General features: G+C 68.7%; 12 protein-coding genes and 1 pseudogene. 3 read left to right on the forward strand and 10 right to left on the reverse strand.

The window, feature by feature from the left end; genetic code table 11:
• Positions 1 to 167 precede the first annotated feature (167 nt).
• From QAR72_RS14495 to QAR72_RS14515, 5 genes are all read right to left on the reverse strand, one after another.
• Entirely contained in the window at positions 168 to 1,568 is a 1,401-nt protein-coding gene (locus QAR72_RS14495) for a PepSY-associated TM helix domain-containing protein (RefSeq protein WP_304618101.1), read from the reverse strand.
• Between the two features lie 118 nt (positions 1,569 to 1,686).
• Positions 1,687 to 2,046 carry a hypothetical protein gene (locus QAR72_RS14500; RefSeq protein WP_304618092.1) on the reverse strand — a complete coding sequence of 120 codons (360 nt, stop codon included), beginning with the start codon at positions 2,044 to 2,046 and terminating at the stop codon, positions 1,687 to 1,689.
• A gap of 44 nt (positions 2,047 to 2,090) precedes the next feature.
• The gene (locus QAR72_RS14505) at positions 2,091 to 3,344 is read right to left on the reverse strand and encodes a urate hydroxylase PuuD (RefSeq protein WP_442953584.1); all 1,254 of its coding nucleotides are present in this window, start codon (positions 3,342 to 3,344) and stop codon (positions 2,091 to 2,093) included.
• Between the two features lies 1 nt (position 3,345).
• A complete protein-coding gene (uraH, locus tag QAR72_RS14510; protein WP_304618103.1) occupies positions 3,346 to 3,699 on the reverse strand; it encodes a hydroxyisourate hydrolase in 354 nt (117 codons plus the stop codon).
• A gap of 119 nt (positions 3,700 to 3,818) precedes the next feature.
• The gene (locus QAR72_RS14515) at positions 3,819 to 5,285 is read right to left on the reverse strand and encodes a uracil-xanthine permease family protein (protein ID WP_304618093.1); all 1,467 of its coding nucleotides are present in this window, start codon (positions 5,283 to 5,285) and stop codon (positions 3,819 to 3,821) included.
• A 385-nt stretch (positions 5,286 to 5,670) separates the two neighbouring features.
• On the opposite strand from QAR72_RS14515, the gene bhcR reads away from it, so the two are divergent.
• From bhcR to QAR72_RS14530, 3 genes are all read left to right on the forward strand, one after another.
• Positions 5,671 to 6,495 carry an HTH-type transcriptional regulator BhcR gene (gene bhcR / locus QAR72_RS14520; protein ID WP_304618094.1) on the forward strand — a complete coding sequence of 275 codons (825 nt, stop codon included), beginning with the start codon at positions 5,671 to 5,673 and terminating at the stop codon, positions 6,493 to 6,495.
• A 127-nt stretch (positions 6,496 to 6,622) separates the two neighbouring features.
• A complete protein-coding gene (puuE, locus tag QAR72_RS14525; protein WP_304618096.1) occupies positions 6,623 to 8,044 on the forward strand; it encodes an allantoinase PuuE in 1,422 nt (473 codons plus the stop codon).
• Positions 8,041 to 8,874 carry a bifunctional allantoicase/(S)-ureidoglycine aminohydrolase gene (locus QAR72_RS14530; protein WP_304618097.1) on the forward strand — a complete coding sequence of 278 codons (834 nt, stop codon included), beginning with the start codon at positions 8,041 to 8,043 and terminating at the stop codon, positions 8,872 to 8,874. The genes puuE and QAR72_RS14530 overlap by 4 nt, the downstream gene beginning before the upstream one ends.
• An 88-nt stretch (positions 8,875 to 8,962) precedes the next feature.
• On the opposite strand, the gene QAR72_RS14535 is transcribed toward QAR72_RS14530, so the two are convergent.
• The 5 genes and pseudogenes from QAR72_RS14535 to QAR72_RS14555 all read right to left on the reverse strand — a co-directional run.
• A complete protein-coding gene (locus tag QAR72_RS14535) occupies positions 8,963 to 9,871 on the reverse strand; it encodes a DMT family transporter (protein ID WP_304618104.1) in 909 nt (302 codons plus the stop codon).
• A 60-nt stretch (positions 9,872 to 9,931) separates the two neighbouring features.
• Positions 9,932 to 11,437, reverse strand: coding sequence for an anthranilate synthase component I (gene trpE / locus QAR72_RS14540; protein WP_304618098.1), 1,506 nt, complete (start codon positions 11,435 to 11,437; stop codon positions 9,932 to 9,934).
• The gene (locus QAR72_RS14545; RefSeq protein ID WP_304618099.1) at positions 11,437 to 13,398 is read right to left on the reverse strand and encodes a peptidylprolyl isomerase; all 1,962 of its coding nucleotides are present in this window, start codon (positions 13,396 to 13,398) and stop codon (positions 11,437 to 11,439) included. The genes trpE and QAR72_RS14545 overlap by 1 nt, the downstream gene beginning before the upstream one ends.
• A 63-nt stretch (positions 13,399 to 13,461) precedes the next feature.
• The gene (locus QAR72_RS14550; RefSeq protein ID WP_304618100.1) at positions 13,462 to 14,637 is read right to left on the reverse strand and encodes an aminotransferase; all 1,176 of its coding nucleotides are present in this window, start codon (positions 14,635 to 14,637) and stop codon (positions 13,462 to 13,464) included.
• Positions 14,638 to 14,874: pseudogene (locus QAR72_RS14555) on the reverse strand (branched-chain alpha-keto acid dehydrogenase subunit E2); the annotation flags it as partial.

Below are 14,874 nucleotides of genomic sequence, written 5' to 3' on the forward strand. Positions count from 1 at the left end.
CCGCTGGTTGGGGTATCCGGCCCCGGGCTTTGGGGGGCCCTTGTCCCCCTATTGCGCCCGGCGGCAGGGGGGGGGGGGGGTCGCGGCGCGCCCTCCCCCCGGCGGGGGGTATGCACGCGCCCGGGGGCCTGACGGCCCCCGCAGCCTCGCCGACGCAGGCGTTGCGCTCAGGTCAGCGCTCGCCTGAGGGCGGGCAGGCGCGACAGGATCAGCCAATCCGCCAGCAGCACCGAAGCAAAGGTCAGACCGGCCAGCGGAAAGGCCACGCCGATCACCAGACCCGCCACGACCGCGCCTTTCCAGAACGGCATCTCGCGCGGCATGGGTGGCGCGGACAGCCGCCATGCGCCGGATGGCCTGCGCTTCCACCAGAGGACCGCCCCCGAGACGCAGAGAAAGATCACCCCGAGGCAGAAGACCGTGTTCACCAGCACGCTCCAGAGGCCGAGCGTCCCCATATGCAGCGCGATGCCCACCGCCATCGCCTTGCCGGCCAGCGAGTAATCCCGGAACCGCACATCAGCGAGGATACGGCCGCTGTAGCGGTCCACATGGACCGTCCGGTCGCTGGTCGGGTCCAGGCTGTCGGTGCTCATGCTGTCGCGGCTGATCGTCCAGACGCCGGTCTCGCCGCGCGGCAGGGCCAATTGATAGCGGCCCTGAAAGCCGAGTGAGCGTGCCAGCGCATCGACGCTGTCGATGGTCACGCGCGTGCCCGCCGGAATGCCGGGCTGCCCGGCAGGGCTTCCCGAGGCGGGCATGGGCGTCTGTTCCAGCGCCCAGGGCACCTCTTTCGGGCCATCGTTCAGGCTGGCATGGGTCACGTCGGACAGGGGCACCGCATCCCATTTCGCCGCCGGAAAGGTGGACCAGGCCTGCATCATCTGCCCGCCCCAGATGCCCGCCCAGCTGAGCCCGGACACCAGGAAGAACACCAGCCCGACCGACATCCAGACCCCGATGCTTGCGTGAAGCGACCGCCAGAGGCCGCGGCCCCTTGCGCGCAGATCCGGCACCAGCGCCGCAGGCAGGCTGGTCCCGCGCGGCCACCAGAGAAACAGGCCCGAGACCAGCAGCATGATGCCAAGCGAGGCCGCGATTTCCAGCATCCGGTCGCCCGCCACGCCCAGGCGCAGGTCGCTGTGGATGCTGTCGGCCCAGTCATACCAGCCGCTGCGCCGCGGGAAGCTGTCGATCACCTGCGCCCCGAACGGATCGACCGCGACCATGACGGGACCGTCCGGGCCGTCGATGCGGAACAGGGCCGCCCGATCCGGCGCGCGTGGCGCGATGTAGAGGCGCGGCTCGCCGCCGGGCACGGCGGTCAGGGCGACGGCGGCCTGCAGGTTCAGGCTGGCGGGTCTGGCCTGCGGCTCGACCGGGATGCGCTCGCCGTCCCGGCCGTCGATCTGGGCGATCCACAGCATCATCAGGCCGGTGACGGCCAGCACGAGAAAGAACGGGATGACGAAGAGCCCGACATAGAAGTGCCAGCGCCAGGCCGCACGGTAAAGGCGCGGCGCGGTCCGGGCGCGGCTGTCATCAAGGGTCGCGTCGATGCTGGTCATGGTCGCGTCCACACGAGCGGGACCGCCAAGGCGGTCATGGGGAAATGGGTCATGGATCATGCCTCTTGCGCATGGCGTGGCCATGCGGATGTCGGAAAGGACGAAAAAAGGGGGCGCGTCAGATCCGGGGTGGCGCGCGGGCATGACCGGCGCGGGGGGCATGGGCGGCCCGCCAGAGGCGGTGATCCGAGACCGGGCCAACGGCCGAGGCCAGCTCCAGCCACAAGGGCGGGATCGAGGGCGCGGCAGTGCCGTCCAGCGCATGGACCAGCAGGCAGGGCGCCTCGTGCCGGTCGACGGGCGCCGAGGGCGTCTCGCCGGGTTCGGTCAGGGTGATCTCGGTCAGGCCGTGGCCGGTGCAGATCAGCACCGTGCGGCTGTCGACGACACCCATCCCTGCCAGCACGGCCGAGGATTTCGGCAGCACCACGCCAAGGATCACCCCCAGCAGCAGGACAAGGCGCAAGGCAGACAGCATCACCGCGCCTTAACCCGGCGCGGCGCCCTCCTGTCAAGGGGCGATCAGAGCCCCGCCACCCCGAAGGCGCCGACCTCGCGGAACCAGCGCATGATCTGCGCGCGTTCCTCGGGCTGCATGGCGGTCAGGTTGGCGGGCGGCATGGCATCGGTGAGGCCCGATTGCACATAGATCTCGCGCGCGGCGCGGGCGATGTCGGCGGGGGTCTCCAGCACGACGCCCTTGGGCGGCAGGCGGATGCCGTCCCAGACCGGCTCGCGCGCGTGGCACATCGAACAGCGCCCGATCACGGTCTGCGTCACCTCGTCAAAGCCGGGGGCCTCGGCAAAGCGCGCCTCGACCGGGGTCAGGGGACGGGCCATCGCGTCGTCATAGCTGTCCTGGTTCACGCCAAGCGCCGAGAGCCACATCACCCCGATGAACAGCATCACCGTCACCGCCCAGGTCCACCATTGATAGCCCTTGCGGGCATGCATGGTGTTGAAGAAATGCCGGATCGTCACGCCCATCAGGAAGATCAGCGCCGCGATCAGCCAGTTGTATTCGCTGGCAAATGCCAGCGGATAATGGTTCGACAGCATCAGGAAGATGACGGGCAGGGTCAGGTAGTTGTTATGCGTCGAGCGCAGCTTGGCGATCTTGCCGTATTTCGGATCGGGCGCGCGCCCGGCCTTGAGATCGGCCACCACGATGCGCTGGTTCGGCATGATGATCAGGAACACGTTCGCGGTCATGATCGTCGCCGTGAAGGCGCCCAGATGCAGTAAGGCCGCGCGCCCCGTGAAGACCTGGTCATAGGCCCAGCCCACCGCCACCAGCGCGACGAACAGCAGAAGCATCAGCACCGTCGGCCGGTTGCCCAAGGGCGACTTGCAGAGCGTGTCGTAGATCAGCCAGCCAAGCGCCAGCGAGCCCGCCGAAATCGCGATCGCCTGCCATGTGGCCAGATCCACCTTGGCCGGGTCGATCAGATAGAGGTTCGCCCCCGCCCAGTAGGTGACCATCAGAAGCGCCGCCCCCGACAGCCAGGTCGAATAGCTTTCCCATTTGAACCATGTCAGATGCTCGGGCATCCGCTCGGGCGCGACGAGGTATTTCTGGATGTGGTAGAAGCCGCCGCCATGGACCTGCCATTCCTCGCCATGCGCGCCCTTGGGCAGATGCGGGGCCTTTTGCAGGCCCAGATCCAGCGCGATGAAGTAGAAGCTGCTGCCGATCCAGGCGATGGCGGTGATGACATGGATCCAGCGGACCGCAAAGGCCAGCCATTCCCACAGGATGACGGTTTCCGGGATCATCTCAGCTGCCCCGATAGGTCGAATAGCCGAAGGGCGAGACCAGCAGCGGGACGTGGTAATGATCGTCCTGCGACATGCCGAAGCGGATCGGGATCACGTCCAGGAAGCGCGGGCTTTCGGGCGGGATGCCGGTCGCGTCCATCCAGGCGCCGGCGTGGAATTCCAGCTCGTAGCTGCCGGTCGCGAAACCTTCGGCGGGCAGGATCTGGCGGTCGGTGCGGCCATCGGCATTCGTGACCAGCCGCGCAAGCTCGGTGCGCGTGGCACCGTCGAGGCGGTAAAGCACCACCTCCATCCCTTCGGCCGGGCGGCCGCGTGCAGTGTCCAGAACATGGGTCGTCAGATAGCCCGGCATCCATTCCTCCGTCGGCAGGTCCAGTCCCTTGATACCCGATGCCGCCCGCCATTCGAGAGGCAGCATGGGCAAGGCAGTCTTAACATTCCGTGCATAATCGCGCGCAAGCCCGGCCTCGGCTAGTGCTGGCCCTGTCGCGGCCTCAGGCCCTTGCCCTGCCCCTTCAGCCCGCCCGAGACCTCTTCCGTGGCCTCGTCCGCCAGTTCGCGCGGCAGGATCAGGTTCAGCACGATGGCGATCAGCGCGGCGGGCAGGATCCCCGAGGCGCCGAGGATGCGCAGCGTCTCGGGCAGGTGCTGCAGCGCATCGACGCCGCCGGGCGCGGTGTCCATCGCCTCGAGCTGCAGGCCAAGGCCCACCGACAGCGCGACCGCGAAGATGACCATGTTGCGCCGGTTCCAGTCCACATCCGACAGCATCGAGATGCCCGCAGCGACCACCATGCCGAACATCACGATGACGCCGCCGCCCAGCACCTCGATGGGGATGGTGCGGATCAGCCCGCCGATCTTGGGGACCAGCCCGCAGAGGATCAGGAAGACGGCGCCAAGCGTCACGACATGGCGGCTCATCACGCCGGTCATGGCAATCAGGCCCACATTCTGGCTGAACGAGGTGTTGGGCAGCCCGCCGAAGACCCCCGCCACGGCCGTGCCGATCCCGTCGGCATAGGTCGCGCCCTCGATCTCGCGGTCGGTCGCCTCGCGCCCCGCGCCGCCCTTGGTGATGCCCGAGACGTCGCCCACCGTTTCCACGGCCGAGACAAAGGCCATCAGGCAGAAGCCGATCACCGCCGCGGCCGAGAATTCGAACCCGTAGCGGAACGGCATCGGCAGCGCGAAGGCCGCCGCCTGGTTCCACGATCCGGTGATCGCCGCGACCGGCAGCTTGCCCGTCATCAGGCAGAACGCATAGCCTGCCGCGATTCCGATCAGCACCGCCGAGATCGACAGCATTCCCCGCGCGAAGAATTTCAGCACCAGCGTCACGACGATCACGACCAGAGCGGCCGACCAGCTGGCCCAGTCGCCATAGGCCGCCGAGCCCTGCGCCTTGAGCGGCACGCCCCCCGCCGCATATTCGATGCCGACCTTGACCAGCGCCAGACCGATCATCGTGACGACCAGCCCCGTCACCAGCGGCGGCAGCGCAAAGCGGATGCGCCCGATCACCAGCCCGAGCGCCGCGTGGAACAGACCGCCCAGCAGAACCCCGGTGAACAGCGCGGCCAGCCCGTCCACACCCTTGCCCGCGACCAGCGGGATCATGATGGGGATGAAGGCGAAGGACGTCCCCTGCACGATGGGCAGTTTCGCCCCGACCGGACCGATCGTCACCGATTGCAGCAGCGTGGCAACGCCTGCGAACAGCATCGACATCTGGATCAGATACAGCATTTCGGGAAAATCTGGGCTGTTCGAGCCGAAGCCGAACCCCGCCGCACCCGCCACGATGATGGCGGGCGTGACATTCGCCACGAACATGGCCAGCACATGCTGGATGCCAAGCGGCACCGCCTGCCACAAGGGCGGCATGTAATCGGGGTCGCGCATCTCTTCGGGCGTGCCGATGCCGGATCGGGTCATTCACTGTCCTCCCTTGTGCGGGACCGCCTCGCCGCGACGGGCTGTCCCTTATTCTGGGGCGGGATCGATGCCCGGCCCATGGCTTTCAGCGCGTCCAGCTTCCCCCGGCCCGCCCTTGCCGCCGAGACGATCACCGTCGCGGGCCGAAGCCTGCCAATCGGTCAGACCGATGACTTGACCTTGGACGCCGAGGCGTCGAAACTGCGGATGTCTCCTCTGAGAGGCAGCATTCCCAGCCTTCTCCTGCGGCGCAATGTCACATTTTTGTGGAATATCTTTCCAATTTGTGCCATGAATTCATCAAACCCCATCTTTTCAACGCATTGACACGCGCCACAGGCGATTTTCTGCCGAATGGCTATGCTATCTCAACGGAGTGACGAAAATGGCCGAAGCCATCCGCCGCAGGGGGCGCCCGCGCAAGGCCTCGCCCGAGGCCCCCGCAACCGTCCAGGCGCTGGAACGCGCGCTGGACATGCTGGATCTGCTGGCGGCGCGGCCGAACCTGACGCTGAGCGAGGTGGCCGAACGCGCGGGCCAGCCCCCCTCGACCACCCATCGCATCCTGCACACGCTGGCCTCGCGCGGCATGGTCGAAAGCGACCCGGCGACCCAAGGCTGGAATATCGGCCCGGCCAGCTTTCGGCTGGGTTCGGCCTTCATGCGCCGCTCGGGGCTGGTGGAACGCGCCCGCCCGATCCTGCGCGGGCTGATGGAGCATACCGGAGAGACCGCCAATCTGGGCATTCCCAACGGCGATGCGGTCCTGTTCATCAGCCAGGTCGAGACGACCGAGACGATCCGCGCCTTCTTTCCGCCCGGCACCCGCTCGCCTCTGCACGCATCGGGGATCGGCAAGGCGCTGCTGGCCTTTGGCCGCCCCGCGATTCTGGACGCGATCCTGTCCGGTCCAGGACTGCAGCGCTTCACCGACCACACGCTGACCGACCCCGAGGCGCTGCGCGCCGATCTGGCCCGCATCCGTCATCGCGGCTTCTCGCTGGATGACGAGGAAAAGACCCGCGGCATGCGCTGCATCGCCGCCCCCGTCTTCGACCTGACCGGAGAGGCCGTCGCGGGCATCTCGGTCAGTGGCCCCGCGCATCGCATCCAGCCCGAGCACGTCAAGACGCTCGGCGCGGCCGTCACCGCCGCCGCCGCCGCCCTGACCGAGGCGATGGGCGGCCAGCCCCCCGAGCCGCAGACCTGATCATCTGCCCGCCCGGCGGGCAGCGCGATTGTCGCCGTTTCCTTGATAGTGAATTCCGCCCCTGCCCGCTTGCCCCGGCCAGCGGGGCGCGCTTTGCTGGCCGGTGAGAGACCCACCGGAGGAAGACATGCGCTATAGCCGCGACCTGCGAGGATACGGCCCCACGCCCCCCGACCCGAAATGGCCCGGCGGCGCGCGGATCGCGGTCCAGATCGTGGTGAATTACGAAGAGGGCGGCGAGAACAGCATCGAACATGGCGACGCCGCCTCCGAGGCCTTCCTGTCCGAGATCATCGGCGCCCAGCCTTGGCCCGGCCAGCGGCACTGGAACATGGAATCGATCTATGATTACGGCGCACGCGCGGGTTTCTGGCGGCTTCTGCGCCTGCTCGAGGGCACTCCCGTCACCTGCTACGGCGTCGCGACCGCGCTGGAACGGAACCCCGAACAGGTCGCGGCCATGCAGGCGGCCGGCTGGGAAATGGCGACCCACGGCCTGAAATGGATCGATTACCGCAACGTCCCGCGCGAGATCGAGGCCGAACACATCGCCCAGGCCATCGCGCTGCACACGGCGGTCTGCGGCGAGCGCCCACGCGGCTTCTACCAGGGCCGCTGCTCAATGAACACGGTGGCGCTTGGCTGCGAGGAAGGCGGGTTCGACTATCTCGCCGACACGATCGCGGACGAACTGCCCTATTGGCATGTCCATGAAGGCCGCCCCCAGCTGATGGTGCCCTACACGATGGACGCCAACGACATGCGCTTTTCCTCGGGCCAGGGCTTTGGCACCGGCACCGATTTCTTCGATTATCTGCGCGACAGTTTCGACATGCTCTATGCCGAGGGCGCGGCGGGCGCGCCCCGGATGATGTCGGTTGGCCTGCATTGCCGCCTCGCGGGCAGGCCGGGCCGGGCGATGGCGCTGAAGCGCTTCCTTGATCACGCGCGCAGCCATGACGGCGTCTGGTTCGCCACCCGCCTCGACATTGCGCGCCACTGGGCGCGGGTCCATCCCTTCCAGCCGCGCCCGCGCCCCTCGCAGATGGAGCGCGAAAGCTTCGTGGCCCGCTTCGGCGGCGTCTACGAACATTCCCCCTTCATCGCCGAGCGGGTCTTTGCCGCCGAGATGGGCGCCGCCCATGACAGCGCCCAAGGTCTGGCCGCGCGCATGGCGCAGATCTTCCGCCAGGCCTCGGACGAGGAGCGGCTGGGCGTCCTGCGCGCCCATCCCGATCTGGCGGGCAAGCTGGCCCAGGCGCGCCGCCTGACCGCCGAAAGCACCGCCGAACAGGCCAGCGCCGGGCTGGACGCCCTGACCGATGCGGAACGGGCGGAATTCACGCGACTGAATCAGGCCTACATGGCCCGCCACGGCTTCCCCTTCATCATCGCGGTGCGCGACCACGACAAGGCCGGCATCCTCGCCGCCATGCAGGAGCGGCTGGACAGCGACACCGCCACCGAACGCGCCACCGCCGAGGCGCAGGTCATCCGCATCGCCAGCCTTCGCATCACCCAGATCATCAGCAACGAGACCCCCGCATGACCCATCCCAACCTCTATGCGGGGCCCATCGCGGGCCTGCCGCCGCAGACCGACCTGACCACCGACACGGCCATCTTCACCGAGGCCTACGCCGTCATCCCCCGCAGCACGATGCGCGACATCGTCACCAGCGCCCTGCCGGGCTGGACGGGGATGCGCATGTGGATCATCGCCCGGCCCCTGACCGGCTTTGCCGAGACGTTCAGCCAGTACATCGTCGAACTCGCTCCGAATGGCGGCAGCGACAGCCCCGACGACGACACCGAGGTGCAGCACGCGATCTTCGTGACCGAGGGCCGCATCGCATTGCAGATCGCGGGCAAGATCCATGATCTCGAACCGGGCGGATTTGCCTATATCCCCCCCGGCACGGCATGGCACATCACCAATCCCGGCCGCGACAACACCCGCTTTCACTGGTGGCGCAAACGCTGGCAACCCGCCGCCGGCACCACCCTCCCCGACCCGATCGTCGCCCGCGAACAGGACATCGCGCCCGCGATGATGCCAGGGACGAACGGCGCCTGGGGCACGACCCGCTTCATGGACCCGGCCGATCTGCGTCACGACATGCACATCACGCTGGTGAACTTCGAACCCGGCGGCTCGATCCCCTTCGCCGAGACCCATGTGATGGAACACGGCCTCTTCGTCCTCGAGGGCAAGGCCGTCTACCGCCTCAACCGCGACTGGGTCGAGGTCGGCCCCGGCGATTTCATGTGGCTGCGCGCCTTCTGCCCGCAGGCCTGCTATGCGGGCGGTCCGGGGCGCTTCCGCTACCTGCTCTACAAGGACGTGAACCGGCACGCCCCCCTCTGGCCCAATCGCTGACTCGCCTGCCTTTGCCTTGGGACAAATATCCCGCGGGGGGTCCGGGGGGCGCGAAGCCCCCCGGCGGCCGCGGGACGCAATCAGCCCGTCAGATCTTCGTCGCCCCCACCGGCGGCGTCTTCAGCGCCGCCCGCAGCCGCGCCTCGCGCCAGGTGATGTAGCTGATCGCGGCGATCATCATCGCCCCGCCCAGGATCACCCACCCGTCCAGCGGCTCGTGAAAGACGAGGATCCCGACCAGGCTCGCCCAGACCAGCTGCAGGAAGGTCACCGGCTGGGTCACGGTCAGCGGCGCGGCCGCGAAGGCGCGCGTCATCGTGTAATGACCGAGCGTCGCGAAAAAGGCGACCAGACCCAGCCACAGGACCTGCGACAGGGTCGGCGGCACCCAGACCAGCCAAGCCAGCGGCGCCAGCCCGATGGCGACCGTCAGCGACATCATCGCCACGACGACCGAGGCCGGAACCCGCTCGGACAGGCGTTTGGCCACCAGATAGGACGCCCCGAACGCGACCGACGCAAGGATCTGCGACAGATGCCCGGGATCCAGCTCTCGCAGGCCGGGGCGCAGGACGACCAGCGCACCCAGAAGCGCCACCCCGACCGCGGCCATGCGCCGCGCGGCCAGCCGCTCGCCCAGGAACAACGCCGCGCCTAGCGTCACGACGATGGGATTGAGAAAGCCGATCGCCGTCACCTCGGCCACCGTGATGCGCGACATCGCATAGAACCAAGCGATCACCGCCACGACATGCAGGGCGCCGCGCAGGCCGAACATACGCCAGACCACCGGCTCGAATCCTTGACGCAGGGCCGGCAGGATGACGGGGACCAGCACGACCAGCCCGATCACGAAGCGGATGAAGGCCGCCTGCGGCGCGGGCAGCGCGCCCTCCAGCCCCCGGACAATGGCGTTCACCGCGACAAAGCACAGCCCCGTCGCGACCATCCAGCCGATGCCGACCAGATCGCGGCGAGTCGTGGCGTCGATTTGCATATCGTGCACCTGACGCCTTTCCGGCAGCCCGCACAAGAGGGAAACGCGCCGGCCCGGCCCTCAGCGATTGCCGGGCAGGAAGCGCGCGGCGCCCTCGGCCGCGCGTTGCAGGGCGCGGGACTTGTTCACCGTTTCCATGAACTCGGCCTCGGGGTCGCTGTCATAGACCACACCGCCCCCGGCCTGGATGTAGAGCGCGCCGTCCTTGACCACGCCCGTGCGCAGCGCGATGCACATGTCCATCTCGCCATTCGCAGCGAAATAGCCGACCGCCCCGCCATAGACGCCGCGCTTCTCGGGCTCCAGCTCGTCGATGATCTCCATCGCGCGGACCTTGGGCGCGCCGGAGACCGTGCCCGCCGGCAGCCCGGCCAGCAGCGCGGACAGCGCGTCCTCGCCGTCCCGCAGCTCGCCCACCACGTTCGAGACGATGTGCATGACGTGGCTGTAGCGCTCGATCACGAACTGCTCGGTCGGGCGCACGGTGCCGGGGCGCGCCACGCGACCCACATCGTTGCGCCCGAGGTCCAGCAGCATCAGGTGCTCGGCCAGTTCCTTCTGATCGGACAGCAGGTCGGCCTCCAGCGCCTTGTCCTCGGCCTCATCAGTGCCGCGCGGGCGGGTTCCGGCGATGGGCCGGATCGTCACCTCGCCGTCGCGCAGGCGGACCAGGATCTCGGGCGAGGCGCCCACGATCTGGAAGCCGCCCATGTTCAGGTAGAACATGAAGGGCGAAGGGTTCGTGCGGCGCAGGCTGCGGTAGAGCGCGAAGGGCGGCAGCGGAAAGTCCATGCGCCAGCGCTGCGAGGGCACGACCTGGAAGATGTCGCCTGCGCGGATGTAATCCTTGGCCTTCTCGACCGCGGCCAGATAGTCGTCCTTGGCGAAGTTCGAGACCGGCTCGCCGATCCGAGCCTCGTCGCCGAGGGCGCGCGGCTCTTGTGGGACGCGGTCCAGCGATTTCAGCGCATCCATCACGCGCTCGGCGGCGCGGGCATAGGCGGCGCGGGCATTGTCGCCGCCATCGTGCCATGCAGGCGCGCAAAGCGTCACCTCGCCCTTGACGCCGTCCAGCACGGCGACGACCGAGGGGCGCATCAGGATCGCGTCGGGCAGGTCCAGCGGATCGGGGTTCACATCCGGCAGATGCTCGACCAGACGGATCATGTCATAGCCCAGATAGCCGAAAAGCCCCGCTGCAACGGGGGGCACACCCTCGGGCATGGTCTCGATCCGGCTTTCCGCAATCAGCGCCCGCAGGCTGTCCAAAGCCGGGCGGTCGTCATCCTGCCAGGCATCGGAAAAGCGCGCCTCGCGGTTCAGGCGGGCCCGGCCGTCGCGGCATTGCCAGATCAGGTCCGGTTTCATGCCGACGATGGAATAGCGGCCGCGCAGCTCGCCCCCGGTCACCGATTCCAGCATGAAGCTGTGGGGCGCGGCCTCGGCCAGTTTCAGCATCAGGCTGACCGGCGTGTCCAGATCCGCCGCCAGCCGGATCGTGACAAGCTGGTTGCGCCCCGCCTGCCATTCGCGCTGGAAGGCGTCGAAATCGGGGGAAAGCTGCATCACTGGACCTGTGTGTTGATGGCGTTGATCGCGGCCTGATTGACCTCGATCCGGTGCTGGCGCTGAACGTATCGCGCGTAATAGTCGAAGATGTCGTCCTGCAGGGACTGGCCGATCCGTGCCGCGACGCGGTCCTGGACGGCCATCGCATCGGTGCTGGACAGGTCCGCATCGCCCACCGCATCCAGACGGACCAGGATCACCCGGTCGCCCGCATCGACGATCTCGACCTCGCCGGGTTCGTCGATGGCAAAGGCCTCGAGCAGCGCCGCCTGAGGCAGGTTCGGCATCCAGGCATTCCGCACGATCCCGGTCTCGGAGATCCACTGATCCGCAGGCTCCTCGGCGGCAGGTTCGGCGGGGGTCTCGGCGGTCGCCTCGGCAGGGCTTTCGGCAGGCAGCGCGGCGGGCGTCTCGGGGGCGGGTTGCAGCGCGCGAAGCGGCTCGACCACGGCATCGGCCAGGGCCGCTACCTGCAGACCCTCGGCCAGTTCCAGAAGCTGGCGCTGCAATTCGGCCTGACGCCAATCGGCCAGGACGTCGGCGCGCGCCTCTTCGAAGGGGATCAGCGCGGGCGGGATCACCTCGTCAAGGCGCATCGTGTAGACGCCGCCATCGACAAGTTCGAACAATTCCGGGAAATCGCGTTCGCTCAGCGCCTCGGCGCGGTCGCGGAAATCGGCATAGCCCGCGATGCTGTCCTCGGGCGCCTCGAGATCGGGATGCCATTCGATCCGGCCGGCCTCCATCTCGGTCTCGGCGGCCAGATCCTCGATCGTGGCGCCGCCCGCCAGAAGATCCTCGAATTCCAGCGTGCGGTCCTGGATGAGCCGCGCGGCCCGGCTGAGCGCGGCTTCGGCGCGCAGGCCCTCTCGGGCCTCTTCGAAGGGGACATCGACCGGATCGAGGATGGCGTTCACCGAGAACAGCGCCCAGCCCAGATCGGTCTGGATGGGGCCCACGACCTGATTGCCCGGCGCGGCGAAGACCTCGGCCCCGGCCGCGCCAAGCTCGGCCTGCGAGACCGCGCCCAGATCGACATCGTCCAGCGTCAGGCCGCGTTGCAGCACGAAGGCCTCGAACGGCTGTTCGCCCGCCTCGATCGCGGCGGCGGCATCGGCGGCCTGTTCCTGCGAGCCGAAGATCAGGCGGCTCAGCAGGCGGCGTTCGGGCTGCTGGAATTCGGCGATGTTCTGGTCATAGGTCGCGCGAAGGGCGGCCTCGTCCAGCTCGACCTCGGGGGCCAGCATCTGCGGCGTCACCCAGGCATAAGAGATCACGCGCCGCTCGGGCGCGGTGAAGCGGTCGGCATTGGCGGCGTGCCAGGCCTCCAGCGTCGCCTCGTCGGGTTCGGCGATGGGGGCGGGCAGATCGGCCTCGGTCAGTTCGCGCCAGCTGAAATCGCGGGTCTCCAGCACCCAACGCGTCGTCTGGTCGACCATCGGCGCAGGCGCCGCGACGCCCCCCGCAACGGCACGCTGCAGCAGCAGCCGTGCCTCGTCGGTGCGGATCGCGGCCTCGAACTCGCCCTCGGTCAGGCGCTCGCGGCGCAGCACCTCGGCATAGGCGGCGCGGTCGAAACGGCCGTTCGGGCCGCGGAAGGCATCGGCGGCCAGAATCGTCTGGGCGACACGCTCGTCCCCGACCGAGACACCCATCACGCGCGCCTGTTCGGCAAGCGCCGCGGCGGTGAACAGGTTGGCCTGCACGGCCTGCGGCAGGCCCATCGCCTGCGCCTCGGCCATGCTCAGCGGGCGGCCGGTCTGGCGGGTGATGGCCATCATCTCGCCGCGCAGCGCGCGGGCATATTCGTCGGCGGTCACGCGGGTCTCGCCCACCTGCCCCACAGCGGTTGACCCGCCCGAGAAGCTGGTCACGCCAAAGCCCCCGAGGCCCAGGACCATCAGACCCATCAGGATCCAGACGATCGTCGATTTGCCCTTTGCGCGCAGGTTGGCCATGGCTTGTCCTTGTGCTTGTCGTCGCTGCCGTCTTTAGGACGGCACGGCCCCCGCGACAAGCCGTCAGCCGCGCAAGAGGCCAAGCCTTTCGGCAAGTTGACCGATCCCGGCCGCATCGACGTTGGCGAATGCGATCCGCAGATGGCGCGCGCCCGATGGGTCGTCATCGGGGGTGAACATCGTGCCGGGCAGCGCCAGAACGCCGATCTCGGCCACCATGCGCCGCGCCAGATCGGCCGAGCTTTCGGCAAAGGGATGTTCGATCCAGGCGAAATAGGCGCCCGCGCTTTTCAGCCGCCAGCCCGGCAGGGCCGAGAGCGCCTTGTCCGCCGCCGCCCGCCGCGCCAGGATCTCGGCGCGTTCGCCGGCCAGCCACGGCCCAAGGTTCCGCATCCCCCAGACCGCGCCGATCTGGCCCGGCTGGCTGGGCGAGATGGCGACGGTGTCGAGGAACTTCTCGATCTGGGCCAGCCGCGCGGGGTTCGTGATCAGCGCGCCGACGCGGTGTCCGGTCAGGCGATAGGCCTTGGAGAAGCTGTAAAGCTGGATCGCCGTTTCGTCCCAGCCCGGCCGGGTCAGCAGATCATGGGGAGCGCCCTCGCGGCTGTCGAAATCGCGATAGGTCTCGTCGAGGACCAGCGCGATGCCGTGGCGGCGCGCCAGATCGTAGAAGCGCCCGACCAGTTCGGACGGATATTCCGCCCCCGAGGGATTGTTGGGCGTGACCAGCACGATGGCGCGGGTCCGGGGCGTGATCAGTCCCTCGGCCCGGTCGGGATCGGGCAGCATGTCGTCGCCGCAGGCCAGCGGCACGGTTTCGACGCCCGCCATGTCCAGCCACATCTTGTGGTTGAAATACCACGGCGTCGGCAGGATCACCTGATCCCCCGGCCCCGCAAGGCTGGCCATGACCGCGCAGAAGGCCTGATTGCAGCCCTGCGTGATCGCCACCTGCTCCGCCGCGACCGACCCGCCATACCCCGCCGAGAAGGCCCGCGACAATTCCTCGCGCAGATCGGCATTGCCCAGAACGGGACCGTAAAGATGCGCCTCGGGCCGGGTCAGCAGCGCATCGGCCATCGCACGGCGCAGCCCTTCGGGCGGCGGATCGACGGGCGCGGCCTGACTGACGTTCAGCAGCGGGCGGTCGGGGGGGAAATGCACGCCGTCCAGCCAGCGGCGGGCCTCCATCACGGGAGGCGCGAAGGTGGCGGCGATCAGAGGATTTGTGGGGGTCATTCAGTCACGCTCCAGTCGGCGCAGGTCGCTGAGATCGGGCGGCAGGGACAAATCCAGCGCGGGCGCATGCAGGCGCGGGATCGCCACGGGTTCGCGAGGCGCTTCGGCAGCCGGTGCAGGATCGGGCACCGGGTCGGCAGGGGCGGGCGCCACGGGCGCCTCGTCACTCGGCGCACGCAGGCCGGCCTGCGGTGCGGCCGGCCGGTCGGGCGGCGGCGCGCCCTCGGCGCCGGGCAG

It is taken from the genome of Paracoccus sp. (in: a-proteobacteria), from assembly GCF_030604785.1.
Taxonomy (GTDB): Bacteria; Pseudomonadota; Alphaproteobacteria; order Rhodobacterales; family Rhodobacteraceae; genus Paracoccus.